This window comes from Paenibacillus chibensis, from assembly GCF_004001045.1.
Lineage (GTDB): Bacteria > Bacillota > Bacilli > Paenibacillales > Paenibacillaceae > Paenibacillus_AQ > Paenibacillus_AQ chibensis.
This window is the reverse complement of the sequence record NZ_BIMK01000041.1, coordinates 22,457-38,421: the sequence shown is the minus strand read 5'-3', so window position 1 is coordinate 38,421 and position 15,965 is coordinate 22,457. Positions and strand designations below refer to the sequence as shown.

The following is a 15,965-nucleotide window of genomic DNA, read 5'->3' as shown; positions in this document are numbered from 1 at the left end:
CCATTACGCGATATCGGCAGCCAGCAGCGTCAGCGGCCCTTCCTCCGCCGCGACGCTTTGCAGGTCGTACACCGAAATCGGGAACATCGGGAACCCGACGTAATACGGCGTAATGGCATACAGCGGATAGAAAACGACCAGCGCCTTATCGGCCAGATAAAAGTCCTGATTCGGCTGTACCGTCACGGTTGCGCCCTCGAGCACGGGCAGGCTTCGCTTTTTGATCTGCGCGTTGATCTCCGCAGTGAGTACCCCCTGGTAGTTCGAACCGGGCTTGAACAGATCCGAGAGGGCATAGCTGGCACCAGTGGCCGTATTGAAGGTCAAGCCTTTGGCGACCGTATAGCCGTGGGCCATGGGGATCGAGTACGTGTAGTTGCTGAGCACGAGGCTGAGAATGCCGCGTTCATTGGTCTTGATTTCGAAAGTTCCGGTCGTGGACGGATTCGTGCCTGTCTGCATCTGCTGCTGGGTCCGCTGCATCTCCTGGATTTGCTGGATGATCGCGCGGTTGATTCGCTCCTCCGCCTGTCTGTTGGCAAGCCCGGTGACCTGAGGATAATGGATGACGGTGCCAGGGGCCGTATAGGTCAACGTGCGCACGTTCACGGGTGGTTGGTAGATAGCCATTGCGTTCGCTCCCATCTGTTCATGATTGTTGCATTAGCCTATTCAGAGGCGGAATAGGGCGTGAATTAAGGAGACTCGGCAGCAACATCCTAGCCGACATAAGAATGGGGGAAATAAGGGATTGCCCTCCGAAATCTTTTCGGATAAAATGAATGAAAATATTGACTCCAGCACCACACCTTCAAGAATCCACACCTTCAAGAATCCACACATTGATGCAACGCAGCAAGAATACAACCTTCGTTTCATTTTCAAGACGAACTTCCCACAGCCGAAACGACTCCTGCAATATCCATTCTGATTTGTGAAAGCAAGTTCTTTACGAACAACCCTGTTCATATGCATTCATGATAGCGCTTTCCCGTTTACGATGGATTTAACGCATCCTTACACAAGGGGGAGAACATGCAGAGAAATTATGCCTACTATAAAAAAGCATTCGACGGCATACCGAAGCCCTTCGGCTTTGTCGATTTGGATCTGCTTGACTATAACATCGCCCGAATTACCGCCCGGGCCGGCTCGAAGAACATCCGCATCGCGACCAAGTCGGTTCGAAGCACGCCGCTGATCAAACGGATTCTGCATAGCAGTCCGTTTTTTTGCGGACTCATGTGCTTTTCGCCGCAGGAGGCCATCTACCTGCTCAAGCAGGGGATGGACGATATCGTCATGGGCTATCCGGTGTGGGAGCCTGGGGCGCTATCCGGTCTGGCTGAGCTGATCCGCCACGGGAAATCCGTGACCCTGATGGTCGATTCCATCGCGCACATCGAGCATATTGAAGGGATTGCGAAGCGGTATGGCGTACGTTTTCCGGTCTGTCTCGACATGGATATGTCGATGGATGTGCCCGGACTTCATTTTGGCGTCTGGCGCTCGCCGATCCGCACCGTGGAGGATGCCAGGCCGGTCGTGGCACGAATTCTGTCTTCCGGCGGCGTCACCATGGACGGGGTGATGGGCTACGAAGCCCAGATCGCCGGCATCGGCGATCATGCGCCGGGCATGGCCGCGAAAAACGCATTAGTACGAACTCTGAAGCGGCGTTCGGTCAAGCGGATTGCCGAGAAAAGGGCGGAGCTGGTCGCGATGATCGAGGATGCCTTAGGCTCGCCCCTACGGTTCGTCAATGGCGGCGGCACCGGAAGCCTCCGTACGACGACGCAGGAGGAGGCGGTAACCGAGGTCACGGTCGGCTCGGGGTTCTTCTCCCCCGGACTGTTCGATTACTACAAGGATTTCAGATACCAGCCGGCGGCGGGATTCGCGGTGGAAATCGTGCGCAAACCGGCAGAACATTTGTACACCTGCCTTGGCGGAGGTTATGCTGCGTCCGGGGCAGCGGGCAAGGATAAGCTTCCCAAGCCGTACCTGCCGCAAGGCGCGGCGCTTTTGTCTCTGGAAGGTGCCGGAGAGGTGCAGACGCCGGTGTTATACAAGGGGGAGGAGCAGCTAGATTTGGGAGACCCTGTATTTTTCAGGCATGCCAAGGCCGGAGAGCTTTGCGAGCGTTTTACCCATTTATATGGAGTGTCACAAGGCCAAGTTGTGGATCAAATCTCAACATACCGGGGGGACGGGCAATGCTTTCTCTAAATGAAAATCAGAAGGTGTGGAAAAATTGGTCGGGAGTCGTCCGCAGCAAGCCAAGGCATATCGCCTATCCTTCGATCGTCGATGAAGTCGTGTCGCTGGTGCAATCCTGCGCCGAATCGGGCAAGGGCATCCGTGTAATCGGAGCGGGACATTCGTTTACGCCGCTGGTTCAGACCGAAGACGTGCTGGTGTCGCTGGATCATCTGGCCGGTGTCGAGCCGGTGGATGAAGCCACGCGGAGCGTCTGGATTTGGGCGGGAACCCGGCTCAGGGATTTGAGCGGGGATTTGCACCGGCAGGGGTGGGCGCAGGAGAACCTGGGCGATATCGATACCCAGTCCATCGGCGGTGCCATCGGAACCGGTACGCATGGAACAGGCATCCGGTTTGGCTCGTTATCGACGCAGCTGCTGGAGGTTCAAGTCGTTACGGCGTCAGGCGAGCTGCTGACCTGCAGCGCGGAACAGAACCGTGACCTGTTCAAAGCACTCCAGGTTTCACTCGGCATGCTGGGCATTATCGTGAAGGTCCGCATTCGGGTTGTGCCGCTGACCGTACTCCATTATAAGAGCGAGCGATTCTCCGTTGACGAGTGCTTCCGGCGGTTGGCCGAATTCCGGGATGAGCATGATCACTTCGAATTTTTCTGGTTTCCGCATACGGATGTTGTGCAGGTGAAGCGCTTGGATGCGACGGATGAAAAGCCTTCGGGCAGCCGTTTCTGGATCCATATGAATCAGATGGTGATGGAGAACGGCTTGTTCGGATTCATGTCGGCGGGTTGTCGCGCCTTCCCGGGGTTGTGCAAGCCGGTCAGCCGCTTGTCGGCGCGGTTTGTCCCGACGGGCAAGGATGTTGCATACAGCCATCAGCTTTTTACCACGCAGCGCCTGGTCCGTTTCAACGAAATGGAATACAGCGTGACTGCCGGGAAAATGGAGGAGGTCGTCAGCGAGATCCGGGCGAGCGTCGCGGCACAAAGCCATGCGGTGCATTTTCCGGTGGAATGCCGGTACGTCAAAGGCGACGATATTTGGCTGAGCCCCGCGTATGGACGCGATTCGGCCTATATCGCGGTCCATATGTACAAGGGCATGGAGCATACAGCCTATTTCCGCGATATCGAGGAGATCTTCCGGCGCCATGAAGGCCGGCCGCATTGGGGCAAAATGCATACGCGGACGGCGGAGGAGCTGGCCGGCCTGTATCCGCAGTGGGAGGCTTTCCGCGAGATTCGTGAGCAGATGGATCCGGACGGCGTGTTCCAGAACGATTACTTGCGTAAGCTGTTTGCGGTAACATAGCAGAAATGTGTAAAAGCCCACAATGTCGTGGGCTTTTTTGCGTTTTAGGGATTCCATGCTTCTTGTCTGTACCATGAACTTATGCAGGCTGCAGACATCCTGCGAGCGGATGACCTCTGCACGATACGCAAATACAATCGTGGCGGCTGCGTAACCCGTTACATATTGACTTCGAAAAACAAGATATGATATATAAAAGAAAGAATTAGCACTCTTGATGAATGAGTGCTAACGAATCGTTTGAACCGAAGGGAGCCAGACTCATGATTAAAAAAGAGTTTAAAGCCGAATCAAAACGATTGCTGGAAATGATGATCAACTCGATTTATACGCAGAAGGAAATTTTTCTGAGAGAATTGATCTCCAATGCCAGCGATGCGATTGACAAAATTTACTATAAAGCGCTGACCGACGAACAGCTCGTATTCAATAAAGACGATTATTACATCCGCATTACGGCGGACAAAGAGAACCGTACCTTGACGATTGCGGATACGGGGATCGGTATGACGCAGGAGGACCTGGAGAACAATCTGGGCATCATCGCCAAGAGCGGTTCGCTGGCGTTCAAAAATGAGAATGAGGCGAAAGACGGTCATAACATCATCGGGCAGTTCGGGGTAGGCTTCTATTCCGCGTTCATGGTGGCCGACCAGGTGACGGTGATCAGTAAAGCGCTCGGCAGTGACCAGGCTTACCGCTGGGAATCCGAGGGAACGGACGGCTACACGATCGAGCCTTGCGAGAAGGATGCGGTGGGTACCGAAATTACGCTTAAAATCAAAGAAAACACCGAGGATGACCGCTATGACGAATACCTCGAGGAATATCGCCTAAGAAGCATCATCAAGAAATACTCCGACTTTATCCGCTACCCGATCAAAATGGAAGTCACCGGACATCGTCCGAAGGAAGGCGAAGACGGCGGGTTTGAGGAATACAAGGAAGAGCAAACCGTCAACAGCATGGTGCCGATCTGGCGCAAAAACAAAAGCGAGCTGACGCAGGAAGATTACGAGAACTTCTATGCCGAGAAACGCTACGGCTTCGATAAGCCGCTGACTTACGTGCACGTGAAGGCGGACGGCGCCGTCGTGTATAACGCGATTTTGTTCATTCCGGAAAATACGCCATTCGATTATTATACGAAAGAATACGAGAAGGGGCTGGAGCTGTATTCGAACGGCGTCCTGATCATGGATAAGTGCGGAGACCTCCTGCCGGATTATTTCAGCTTCGTCAAAGGCATGGTTGATTCCGAGGATCTGTCGCTCAACATCTCGCGTGAAATGCTGCAGCATGACCGTCAGCTGACGCTGATCGCGAAGAACATCAAGAGCAAAATCAAAAGCCAGCTGCAGTCTCTCTTGAAGGATGACCGCGAGAAATACGAATCGTTCTTCAAGGCGTTCGGCAGACAGCTGAAGTTCGGCGTGTACAACGACTACGGCGCCAACAAGGATGTGTTGTCCGACCTGCTGCTGTTCACATCCTCCAAGGAGAAAAAACTGGTGACCCTCGACGAGTACGTGTCGAGAATGCCGGAAGACCAGAAATACATTTACTATGCTTCCGGTACATCCGTCGAACGCATCGAGAAGCTGCCGCAAACCGAGCTTGTTGCCGACAAGGGCTTTGAAATTCTGTACCTGACCGACGACATTGACGAGTTCGCGATCAAGATGCTGATGAATTACAAGGAGAAGGAATTCAAGTCGGTATCGAGCAGTGATCTCGGCATCGAAGCCGATGCGGACGAAGCCGCCTCCGAAGAGGAGAAAGCCGAGAACAAGGAGCTCTTCGAAGCGATGTCGAGCCTTCTGTCCGGCAAGGTGAAGAGCGTCAAAGCCTCGAAGCGCCTGAAATCGCATCCGGTTTGTCTGACCGCGGAAGGCGATCTGTCCATCGAAATGGAAAAGGTTCTGAAATCCATGCCAAGCGGGGAAGGCATTCAGGCCGACAAGGTGTTGGAGATCAACGTGCATCATGAAGTGTTCCAGTCGCTGAAGGATGCTTTTGAAAAGGATCGGGAAAAGCTGGGTCTGTTTACCAGCCTGTTGTACAATCAGGCACTGCTGATCGAAGGACTTCCGCTTCAGGATCCCGTCGAATTTACGAATGACATTTGTAAAATCATGGTGTAGTCTATTCATAATACACAGTGAATGCAGCCCGGCCTTCCGGAAGGCTGGGTGCGTTCATGTCAGGGCCTCAAAATCAGAATCAATGTGCATCTCTATGAGGGTCCTTTTTGCCCATGAAATCATGCCGATGCTTTCTTATAGAAGATGAATTTGCAGGAATAGTGTATAATGTTAAAGGTGCGTCCCGTTAGCGGGATGTACATGCTTATCAATCTGGAAGAGGTGTAAATGTTGGAAGACCCAAGGATACAAATGGAAGAACGTAATATACAGCACGCCATCATTGGAGACGTGATGACCCGTTTGCCGGAAATTCTGCAAAGCTTGACCAAATCAAGACTTTCTTCGCTTGCTACCGTCAATCAAATTTCCGGACGTTCCAAGATGAAGAAGGAAGAGCTTGCAGATGCTCTTTCAGCATATTTGACCGATCCCGAACAGTTGAAATCCATCGTTCTTGCGACGGATGGCGACGAGTGGGCTCTTCTGGAACCCCTGATGAAGGAATCCTCCATTCAGGACAATGCGCTTCCGTTCGAGCAATATTCCTATTATCTGGAGCGCGGACTGGTGTTCAGCTTTTTCAATGAAGGCAAGCTGCATGTATTGATGCCGGAAGAAGTGAAGGCTGCCGCAGCGACCCTCGATTTGTCCAGGCTGAAGCAGGAGCATGATTCATCGCAGGAAATTCACGAGTATATCGCGGCTGCCGCGCATTTGTACGGTGTTATCAAGCTGGACAAGCTTGTTCAAATATTCAATTCGCAGCATGATTTGGCCATGACGGAAGAAGAGCTTGCGCAGGCTGCCGCCGAAATGATCGAACGCGGCCAGAATATCATCCTTCACGACGGAACCCTGTTTAACGGGTTTATTGCCGGCGGGGATGAAAGCAAGCTCGCTGAACTGGCGGAGAGCCAATCCGGCAAGCCTTACTATGTACCGGACAAAGAAGAGCTGCTCCGTTACGCGGACTTCGCATACTTCGAAATGACCCCGCAGCTGGATGAGCTTCAGACCTTCGTCTTGAACAACATGTCCAAGGACAAAGAGCTCGTCGAAGCCCTGATGGACGATATCCAGCTCGGATGTGCGAACAAATCCTCCATGCAGGAGCTGATCGATCTGTTCGACAAGCGCAAGGTGCCTTTCAAGTCGCCGGTGCATGCGCAGCGCATCATCTCCCTGCTGGCCGAAGTGTACAACAATACGAGAATGTGGGCCAACGCCGGCCATACGCTCGTTGAAGTCAGCGCCATGGAAGAGGGCAGCGATTCCCAAAAAGGTCTGGTCCGGCTGGTGGACGATAACGAAAACGTTATCCCTAAAGTAGGAAGAAACGAACCATGCCCATGCGGAAGCGGTTTGAAATACAAGAAATGCCACGGTAAATAGCATCCCATGCTTTTAGGAATTCCGGATACACCCTGCGGACGAGCAGGCAGCCTTTGGTTGTCTGCTCCAGCCGCGGGGTATTTTTTATAACCCATACCCTATTGAAAGGAACGAAGCATATGCCTGAACCGATTCGCATACCCGACTTATCCTCCAGACCGTATCATTTAGAGGTGGAACGCCGAATGAATTGTACGCCGGAGGTGCTTTACAGCGCATGGACGCGGCAGTTCGACCGCTGGTTTGCTGCGCCGGACTCCGTTATCATGCAGGGGGAAGTGAATACCCCTTTCTTCTTCGAGACGGTCTTTAAACCGGATGCAAACAGCGAAGAGCAGCGCCATCCGCATTATGGGCGATTTCTGCGACTGGAGCCAGACCGTCTGATCGAGCTGACATGGGTAACCGGCGAAGGGGGAACCAAAGGAGCTGAAACGGTGGTCACCGTTACGCTTGAGCCGCTGGAAAGCGGTACGCTGCTGCGTCTTGTGCACGCCGGATTCCCGGATGAGGCAGCCAGAGACGGACACGAGCAGGCATGGCCGTTTGTCCTTGAGCAGCTGGACAAGCAGATGCTGGATGTCCGGTAGCATGGGCTTGGGATGAATCGAACACTATAACTCCCTTTATCGAACAAAAAGACACCCGGGGAAGCGCTTGAACGCGCATTTCCAACAAATTGCCTTCCCTTAGAAAACACCTGAACGTTCCTGCCTTTCCGGATCGGGAGTACAATGAAAGCGTATTCCTCTTGATAAAGGAGAGCAGCCATGACATTTGACCTGAGCATTGTGCCCTTCAGCCGGAGAGAGACGTTTCTCGCGGTATCGCTTCTGCCCGAAGGGAAAAATAGACAAGAAGGATTGTATCTTCGCACGGTTCGCGGCGGCGACGACAAGTTTGGCGAAGCGTTCCGCATCGAGCTGGTGGACCGTCAGGGACAGGCGCTTCCGTATACGCCGGAAGCCGCTCCCGAGTCCATACGGCTTCATGTGAACGCTTCATCCGCTTATGCGGACATCTGCATCTCAGACAGCCGCACGTTCCGCTTCCGGGCTAAGGGCTGCGGTATCCGGCTTACCTTTGTGCCGGCGGCATATGATTATGCTTACGAGGTGAATCCGGACAGCTGGGAAATGAACAGCTTTACCCATGAATGCCGCTTTATGCTGACGAGGCTCCTTGGCGGCATGAAGATGGAGGTACCATGGGACAAGATCAAAAGCTCGCGCGTCGTGGCCGAATTCAGCGCCGACCCGGAAACGGACACGGCCGAGTTTGCCGTCGAGGAATTCCGGACGGTATGGGAACCGCGGGAAGCCTGGGTGTCCTTTGATGACGCCGTCGCCTCGGCCAAAGCCGATTTCGAACAATGGCTGGAGAACAGCTTGTCCGTTCCGCACCGCTGGCAGGAGGGACGGGAGCTGGCGGCCTATATTACCTGGTCGTGTCTGGTACCGGCAGAAGGATGCCTGACGCGTCCGGCCATGTACATGTCCAAGAACTGGATGACGAATATATGGAGCTGGGATCACTGCTTCAATGCAATGGCCCTCGTTCGCCACGATCCGAAGCTGGCCTGGGACCAGTTCATGATTTTTTTCGACCGGCAGGATGAGAGCGGCTTAATCCCCGATTTCATCAATGATAAATACGAGCTGTGGAACTGCAATAAACCGCCGATCCATGGCTGGACGCTCGCATGGATGATGCAGCGGACGGATTACATCCGGGAAGCCCAGCTGCGCGAGGTTTACGGTCCATTATCCCAATGGACGAAATGGTGGTTCCGTTACCGCGACGGGGATGGCGACGGCATTCCGCAGTACAATCACGGCAACGATTCGGGCTGGGACAACAGCACGGCGTTCAATAACGGAATCCCGGTCGAAAGCCCCGACTTGGCGGCATTTCTCATCATCCAGACCGAGCTTCTCGCTGAAATCGCCGGACTGCTCGGATTCGCGGAGGATTCGGCAGCGTGGAGACGCCTCTCGGAGGATACGCTGACGAAGATGATCTCCCACTTCTGGAGGGACGGGAAATTCATTTCCTGCCGTTCGGGGACGCACGAGTCTTCTGAAGGGGACAGCCTGCTGCTGTTTGTCCCGATTCTCCTTGGAGAACGGCTGCCGGAACAGATCCGCGCCTCGCTGCTGGCCGGCTTGAGGGAAGAGAACCGCTTCCTGACGGATAACGGCTGGGCCACGGAAAGCATTCGCAGTCCTTATTATCAGCCGGACGGATATTGGCGCGGCCCGATTTGGGCGCCATCCACGATGCTGCTGGTGGAGGGCGTGGCGGCTGCGGGTGATTTGGAGCTGGCAAAGGATGTATCAAGCCGCTTCTGCAGCATGCTCAGCCGCAGCGGCATGGCGGAGAATTTCGATGCTCTGACGGGAGCAGGCCTCCGTGACCGGGCGTTTACATGGACTTCAAGCGTGTTCCTCATTTTGGGGCATGAATATACACAAGGATAAGCATGAAATGCACTTCTCCGACTGTTTTTTTTCACAGCCGCCGGGAGGTGCTTTTCCTGCTTGACAGGAATGTCCGTCACGCCAATTGGAAGTTAAAGGCAAACCCGAATTGAAAGCGGTAACATGAAGAAGCTGGTTTTAACCATTGCAGGCTTGTCCATGCTAGAATGCAGTTATAAGCACCTGCTGGTGGGAGGTGATCCGTGTATGAAATTCCAGTGGCTTCAGCAGCAATACCGCCGCGTCCTGTCCGGTTCCTACCGCAGCATCCGGACGAAGCTGCTTATCTGTTTCCTCATTGTCACACTGATCCCGCTGCTCTCGCTCGGAGCTTTGTCCTATTACCAGTCTGCCAAAATTATTAACTCGCAGTTCGGAAAATACGGGGAGAACGCCGTAGCGCAGCTGCAGCAGCAGACCGGCTCGTCGCTGAGCCGGATGAAGCAGATGAGCGAGACCATCTATTCCTATTTGCTGGATCCGGCCCGCACGGATCTGGGGAGCAAGACGCCTGTTACCTATAATGAAATTATCGAGAAAAATGACTTTGAAGCGCTGCTTAAGTCGCTCCGAACCGATCTGACCGCGGGAATTTATATCCTTACGCCTTCAGGCTATTATTACGGGGAGAGCAATCTCGATGTGGGTAAACTTGAACATATTCCGGCCTGGAAAGACAAGCCTGCTTCCTACCAAGGCACGTACTGGCTCGGCTTTTACATGCAGGATCATGCGATGAGCAGCGCGGGCAGCGTAAGTGAGCCCGTATTGGGGCTTGCGGTTCCGATTCATAATCCCGGCGGGGCACAGGATGGCAGCACGATATTGATCGAGGAGAATGCCCAGGAGCTTCTTCATATGTTCCGATTGTTCGAAGAGGATACGAAGGCGCATCTGACGATCAAAGCGCCGGATGGAAGAATTGTCTATAAGAGCGCATCGGCGTTCACGCCGAAAGACAGCGATATCGTCTGGGACCGGACGCTGGCCGTGAGCCAGTGGACGATCGAGGCCAGGCTGCCGGCCAAAGCGTTTTATCTGTCGTCGGGCATCATCCGGTCCAACACCATCCTCGTGGCGATTCTTTCTTGTTTATTAGCCTTTGGGCTGGCTTATATATTTTCTTCCCATTTTACCGCGCGGATCCGTTCGCTCAAGGATTCCATGCAGAAGGTCAGCTTCGGCAAGCTGGATACCCGGATGCCCGTCGAGGGCAGGGATGAGCTGGGAAGCCTGGACATGAGCTTCAACCGGATGGTCAGCGGCGTGCAGACGCTGGTGCAGGAGGTGGAGCAAAGCGAGCGACTGAAAAAGGAAGCCGAGCTGAAAGCTTTTCATTACCAGATCAATCCGCATCTGCTGTTCAACACGCTGAACTCGATCCAGTGGAAGGCCCGTCTCCAAGGCGCGGAGGATATCCGGCAGATGCTCTACCACCTGACCATGGTGCTGGAGGGTAACCTGGATATTTCGCAGGAGCTGATTACGCTCGGCCGGGAGCTGCGCATGATCGAGCATTTTCTGAAGATCCAGGAGATCCGGTACGGCTGCGTGTTCCGCTATGATCTCCGCTGCGGGGAGGAGCTGAAGCAGTACCTCATTCCGCGGATGACGCTGCAGCCGCTTTTCGAGAATATATTTTTTCACGGCTTCACCGACGGCGTTGGCATCATCGAACTGGAGGTCAGGGAGAGCGGCGAAGAGCTGCTGCTGACGCTGAAGGATGACGGCGCGGGCATTACGGCGGAGAAGCTTGCACGCTTATTCGTCCCGGGTGCCAAACGCCAAGGGCGCGGCGGATTGGGCGTTCAGAACGCAGACCAGAAATTCAAGCTGCATTTTGGCCCGCAGTATGGGCTTACGGTACATTCGACGAAGGGCGAGGGGACGGAGATCCTCATTCGTTGGCCCAAAAAGGAGGAGCGTTCCGATGGTAACAGCCAGGAAAATTAAGGTGCTGATCGCTGATGATGAGAGCATTGTTCGCAAGGGACTCCGCTCAACCGTACCTTGGGAGCAGTTCGGAATGGAAGTCGTCGCCGATGCGCCCAACGGCCTCAAAGCATGGGAAGCATTTTTGGAATATCGCCCCGACGTGGTGATCACGGACATCGTCATGCCGGAGATGGACGGGATTGAGCTGACCCGCAAGGTCAAGGAAACGGCGAAGCATACGAAAATCATACTGCTCAGCTGCCACCGGGATTTCGAATATGCGCAGCAGGGGATGCGGCTGGGGGCGTCAGGGTATCTGCTGAAGACCGCTTTCGAGGATGAGGAGCTGGAAGAGCTGCTGAAGCAATTTCAGCGCGATCTTTCGGCCCCATCATCCGAGCCGGGGCAAGATGGCGAACGGCTGGAAACGATGTTATTCGCCTGGCTGAACGGGCACAGCGACAAGTTTCCGCAGGAGCTTGCGAATGTGCAGGAAGACCCGAAGCATTTTGGCGGGCAGCCGATCCATCTGTATTTGATCCGGACGGCGGAATGCGGAGCCTCCTGGAGCTGGCTTTTAGCGGATGCGGGGCAGGATGAACGGTGCATTGCGGATGGAAAGCTCATCCCGTACGGGGGAGATTACTGTTATTGGATCGTGCCCGACGCCTTGAGGGTAGCGGCAGACGGATTGCTCGTCGAATGCAAAAGCCGCTGCGGCCGGCTGCAATGGAGCCGCAGATGCTCGCTGCTGCACAGCGAGGATTTAAGGGAGGCGTTTCTGTCCCTGCATAAGGAAGCGGAGCTGGAGCGAATCTACGGCGTGTCCGGAGAGGATTGGCCGGAGCCGATCTGGAAGGCCGTTCATCTGCTGCACGCCAATCCGGCGGCGGATTGGTCCGCGAGCGATCTGGCGGAAGAAGTCGGGCTCAGCCGCAGCCATTTCTCCATTTTGTTCAAGAAGGCGGTGGGCGACAGCTTTATCGCATTTCAATACAAGCGGAAGCTGCGGCTCGCTTCCGGCCTGCTGCGGGACACGACGCTCACGATGCAGGACATTGCCGAGCGCACGGGACTTGGCGACAGCAAATATTTCAGCAAATGGTTCAAGCGCTGCACGGGTCAGACGCCGAGCCAATACCGGGCCCAACAAAAAGAAGACATGATCCGAACAGAATGACACCCGCCTTTGAAAATTCGAACAAAATCACAACAACATTCAAATCGATGCACGTTTTGAACCGCTTTCATTCGAGTTACGATGAAAGCGGTTCAATTATTATACACCTCAATAAACAGGGGAGCTGACAAGATGAAAAAGAGAGTTTCACTCATTGTCCTTGCAACAACCGTGATGGTATCCGTTCTATCCGCCTGCGGCGACAGCGGCAGCAGCGCCGGAACGGCCGGCAAAGGGGAAAGCGGCTCGGCACAATCGAAGACGCTTCGTTTCGCGACCTGGGATACCGGAGATGCGCTCAAAATCGAGCAGGATATTGCCAAAAAGTTCGAGACGGAGCATCCCGGCACGAAGGTGCAGGTAGAGGCTTACGCCGATGGCTTCGACCAGAAGCTGGCTGCCGGCTTCGGTGCGGCAAACCCGCCGGATGTCATGTACATGTGGGATTTCCCGACCTATCATCAATCCCTGGAGCCGCTGGACAGCTACGCGGACAAAGACAATGACCTCAAAATAGATGACTTCTACAAAGGATTGTTCAACTACGGCAAAATCGACGGCAAGCTGTACGGCATTCCGGCCGGATTTACGACCCGTGTCGTGTATTACAACAAGAAGCTGTTTGATGCCGCGGGGGTCCCTTATCCGAAGGACGGGTGGACTTGGGACGAATTCCAGGCGATTGCCCAGAAGCTTTCCGACAAATCCAAGAAGCAGTACGGTTTTGGCGTCCGCGCCGAAAATGACACGTATGACCTTCAGGGCTTTGTCTGGAGCAACGGCAGCTCCTTCATTTCACCGGATGGCAAGACGATCGACGGTTACATGAACAGCAAGGAAACTGCCGAGTCCATCCAAATGTTCGGCGATATGGTCAAAAATGGTTCGGCCGTGCTGACCGGAGGCAAAGGACAGCAAAGCGGCGACGATATTTTCAAGGCAGGCAAAATCGCCATGTGGGAAAGCGGCATCTGGCCGCTGGAATCGTTCAAGCAAGCAGGCATCGATGTCGGAACGGTGGAAATGCCGGCTTTCCCTGGCAAACCGGTCAAAGGCGTTCTGGCTGAGTCCGCGCTGTCCATCGCCAAAGACTCCAAACAAAAGGATCTGGCCTGGGAATTCGTCAAATTCTACGTAGGCGGCGAATCGATTAAAATGCGCGTAGCCGACCTGCCTGTCCGCCAAAGCGTCGTTACCGAGCTGAAGAAGGATCAGGATCCGCTCTATAAGCCTTTTTACACGATGCTTGAACGTTCGAGCGATACGCCGGCTTTCCTGCTGAATCCGAAATGGAATGAAGTGAACCGTCAGCTGTCCGCAGCGGTCGAAGCGGTCATGCACGGCAGCAATGCCCAGGAAGTGCTGAATCAAGCCGTCAAGGACAGCGAGCGGTATTTGAAATAAAAACTTGAATTTCGAGTTTGATAAGGTCGGTTTTCAGCCGGACTTTTAAACAACCTCTACAGAAAGAAGGTTAGGAGATGGCTCAGACCTACCTGCACAGCACACGGGAACAGACAGCCGCCCTTAAGCCCTTGAGAAAACGCAGATGGGGTGGGGCTGCTCCCTACCTCTTCATCTTTCCTTGGATCTTCGGATTTGTCGTCTTTACGCTGGGTCCCTTGTTGTTTTCCTTGTTCATTTCGTTCTTTGACTGGCCGATCGTCGGCAAGGTCACGTTTATCGGCATCGATAACTACATCGAGATGTTTACGGATGATCCGATGTTCTGGAAGTCGCTTTTCGTCACTTTGAAATTTGCGGTATTATTCGTTCCTCTCAACATTATCATCGCGCTGGGACTCGCCATGCTGCTGAACCAGAAGGTTCGTGGAAGCGCGATCTTCCGCACTGCCTTTTACCTGCCTTCCGTCATTTCGGGCGTGGCGCTGGCGATGATCTGGTCGTGGGTATACAGCGGGGATTACGGCATTTTGAACTACTTCCTGTCGGTGTTCGGCATTCAAGGACCCGACTGGCTGAATGACACGAAATGGTCGCTGGTGGCGATGGTCGTGGCCAGCCTGTGGGGACAGGGCTCGATGATGCTGATTTTCCTGGCAGGGCTGAAGGGCATTCCGAAGGATCTCTACGAATCGGCCTCGATCGATGGCGCGGGCAAAATCCGCCAATTCTTCAGCGTGACGATTCCGATGATAACGCCCACCATTTTGTTCAACCTGATTACGTCCATTATCGCGGCATTCCAGCAGCTGACCTTGGCATTATTGCTGACAGGAGGCGGGCCGCTGAAATCCACGTATTTCTATGCCATGTACATGTACGAAAACGCATTCAAATATTTTAAGATGGGCTATTCCGCCGCCAACGCCTGGTTCATGTTCCTGATCGTGCTCGCACTGACGTTCCTCGTCTTCAAGTCATCGGAAGCCTGGGTGTTCTATGAAGGCGAAATGAAAAAGGGTTCCAAGAAGAAGCCGAAAGCCCGGAAAGGAGGCCAGGCCGGATGAAAAAAGCACTGACGTACACGCTGCTGATCCTATGCTCGCTCCTGTTTATCGCGCCCTTGTTCTGGGCGGTGACGACGGCGCTCAAATCGCAGCAGGAGCTGTATCTGTTTCCGCCCAAATGGATTCCTTCCGTCTGGAAATTCAGCAACTTTGCCGAGGCATGGAACACGCAGCCGTTTAACCTGTTTCTGAAAAACACGCTGGTCATCACGGCCTTGTCTACGCTCGGGCAGCTGATCTCCTGTACGCTCGTCGCTTACGGCTTCGCCCGGTTTCAGTTCAAGGGGCGCGATTTCCTGTTTCTCGTCGTTCTGGCAACGATGATGATTCCGTGGGAAGTAACGATGATTCCGCAGTACATGGAATTCAACTATTTGGGCTGGATCAATACGCTGAAGCCGCTGATCGTGCCGTCTTGGTTCGGATCCGCCTATTATATCTTTTTGCTGCGCCAGTTTATTCTGACCCTGCCGCGGGAGCTGGACGAAGCAGCAACGATCGACGGAGCCAGCAAAATCACCGTGTTGTTCCGGATTATCGTGCCGCTGATGGCGCCTTCGCTCATCTTGGTGGCCGTATTCCAGGTGATGAGCTGCTGGAACGACTATCTCGGACCGCTCATTTTCCTGAACGACCAAACGAAATATACGCTGACGCTCGGCCTGTCGCAGTTTAAGGGGATGTACGGCGTCGATATGCAGTCGATTATGGCGATTACCTGCCTGATTTCCATTCCGCCGCTGGCTATTTTCTTCTTTGCGCAGCGCTATATTGTCGGAGGCATTGCGACGACGGGCATTAAAGGATAGAGAGAAAGGAAGAGGACC

General features: G+C 54.0%; 12 protein-coding genes. 11 read left to right on the top strand and 1 reads right to left on the bottom strand.

Annotation, left to right across the window (positions count from 1 at the left end; translation table 11 throughout):
• Positions 1 to 3: 3 nt before the first annotated feature.
• Positions 4 to 630, bottom strand: coding sequence for a DUF3298 and DUF4163 domain-containing protein (locus PCH05_RS24220; RefSeq protein WP_127606771.1), 627 nt, complete (start codon positions 628 to 630; stop codon positions 4 to 6).
• Between the two features lie 405 nt (positions 631 to 1,035).
• Here PCH05_RS24220 and PCH05_RS24215 point away from each other — a divergent pair, with 405 nt between their 5' ends.
• The 11 genes from PCH05_RS24215 to PCH05_RS24165 all read left to right on the top strand — a co-directional run bounded on the left by PCH05_RS24215 (position 1,036) and on the right by PCH05_RS24165 (position 15,947).
• A complete protein-coding gene (locus PCH05_RS24215) occupies positions 1,036 to 2,229 on the top strand; it encodes an amino acid deaminase/aldolase (protein ID WP_127606769.1) in 1,194 nt (397 codons plus the stop codon).
• Entirely contained in the window at positions 2,217 to 3,533 is a 1,317-nt protein-coding gene (locus PCH05_RS24210) for a D-arabinono-1,4-lactone oxidase (protein ID WP_127606767.1), read from the top strand. Before PCH05_RS24215 ends, PCH05_RS24210 begins: the two co-directional genes overlap by 13 nt.
• A gap of 263 nt (positions 3,534 to 3,796) precedes the next feature.
• Positions 3,797 to 5,677: a molecular chaperone HtpG gene (gene htpG, locus PCH05_RS24205; protein WP_127606765.1), complete on the top strand. Its 1,881-nt coding sequence runs from the start codon at positions 3,797 to 3,799 to the stop codon at positions 5,675 to 5,677.
• Positions 5,678 to 5,929: 252 nt separating this feature from the next.
• Positions 5,930 to 7,072: a YecA family protein gene (locus tag PCH05_RS24200; RefSeq protein WP_164766781.1), complete on the top strand. Its 1,143-nt coding sequence runs from the start codon at positions 5,930 to 5,932 to the stop codon at positions 7,070 to 7,072.
• Between the two features lie 119 nt (positions 7,073 to 7,191).
• Positions 7,192 to 7,662: an SRPBCC family protein gene (locus tag PCH05_RS24195; protein WP_127606761.1), complete on the top strand. Its 471-nt coding sequence runs from the start codon at positions 7,192 to 7,194 to the stop codon at positions 7,660 to 7,662.
• A 180-nt stretch (positions 7,663 to 7,842) separates the two neighbouring features.
• On the top strand, positions 7,843 to 9,552 hold the full coding sequence (locus PCH05_RS24190) for an amylo-alpha-1,6-glucosidase (protein WP_127606759.1): 1,710 nt from the start codon (positions 7,843 to 7,845) through the stop codon (positions 9,550 to 9,552).
• Between the two features lie 207 nt (positions 9,553 to 9,759).
• Positions 9,760 to 11,505 (top strand): cache domain-containing sensor histidine kinase, encoded by a 1,746-nt coding sequence (locus tag PCH05_RS24185; protein ID WP_127606814.1) that lies wholly within the window; start codon positions 9,760 to 9,762, stop codon positions 11,503 to 11,505.
• Positions 11,483 to 12,667, top strand: a complete 1,185-nt coding sequence (locus tag PCH05_RS24180) for a response regulator transcription factor (protein ID WP_127606757.1) — start codon at positions 11,483 to 11,485, stop codon at positions 12,665 to 12,667. The genes PCH05_RS24185 and PCH05_RS24180 overlap by 23 nt, the downstream gene beginning before the upstream one ends.
• A gap of 132 nt (positions 12,668 to 12,799) precedes the next feature.
• Positions 12,800 to 14,071 carry an ABC transporter substrate-binding protein gene (locus tag PCH05_RS24175; protein ID WP_127606755.1) on the top strand — a complete coding sequence of 424 codons (1,272 nt, stop codon included), beginning with the start codon at positions 12,800 to 12,802 and terminating at the stop codon, positions 14,069 to 14,071.
• A gap of 77 nt (positions 14,072 to 14,148) precedes the next feature.
• Entirely contained in the window at positions 14,149 to 15,138 is a 990-nt protein-coding gene (locus PCH05_RS24170; protein ID WP_127606753.1) for a carbohydrate ABC transporter permease, read from the top strand.
• Positions 15,135 to 15,947, top strand: a complete 813-nt coding sequence (locus PCH05_RS24165; protein ID WP_127606751.1) for a carbohydrate ABC transporter permease — start codon at positions 15,135 to 15,137, stop codon at positions 15,945 to 15,947. The genes PCH05_RS24170 and PCH05_RS24165 overlap by 4 nt, the downstream gene beginning before the upstream one ends.
• Positions 15,948 to 15,965 lie beyond the last annotated feature (18 nt).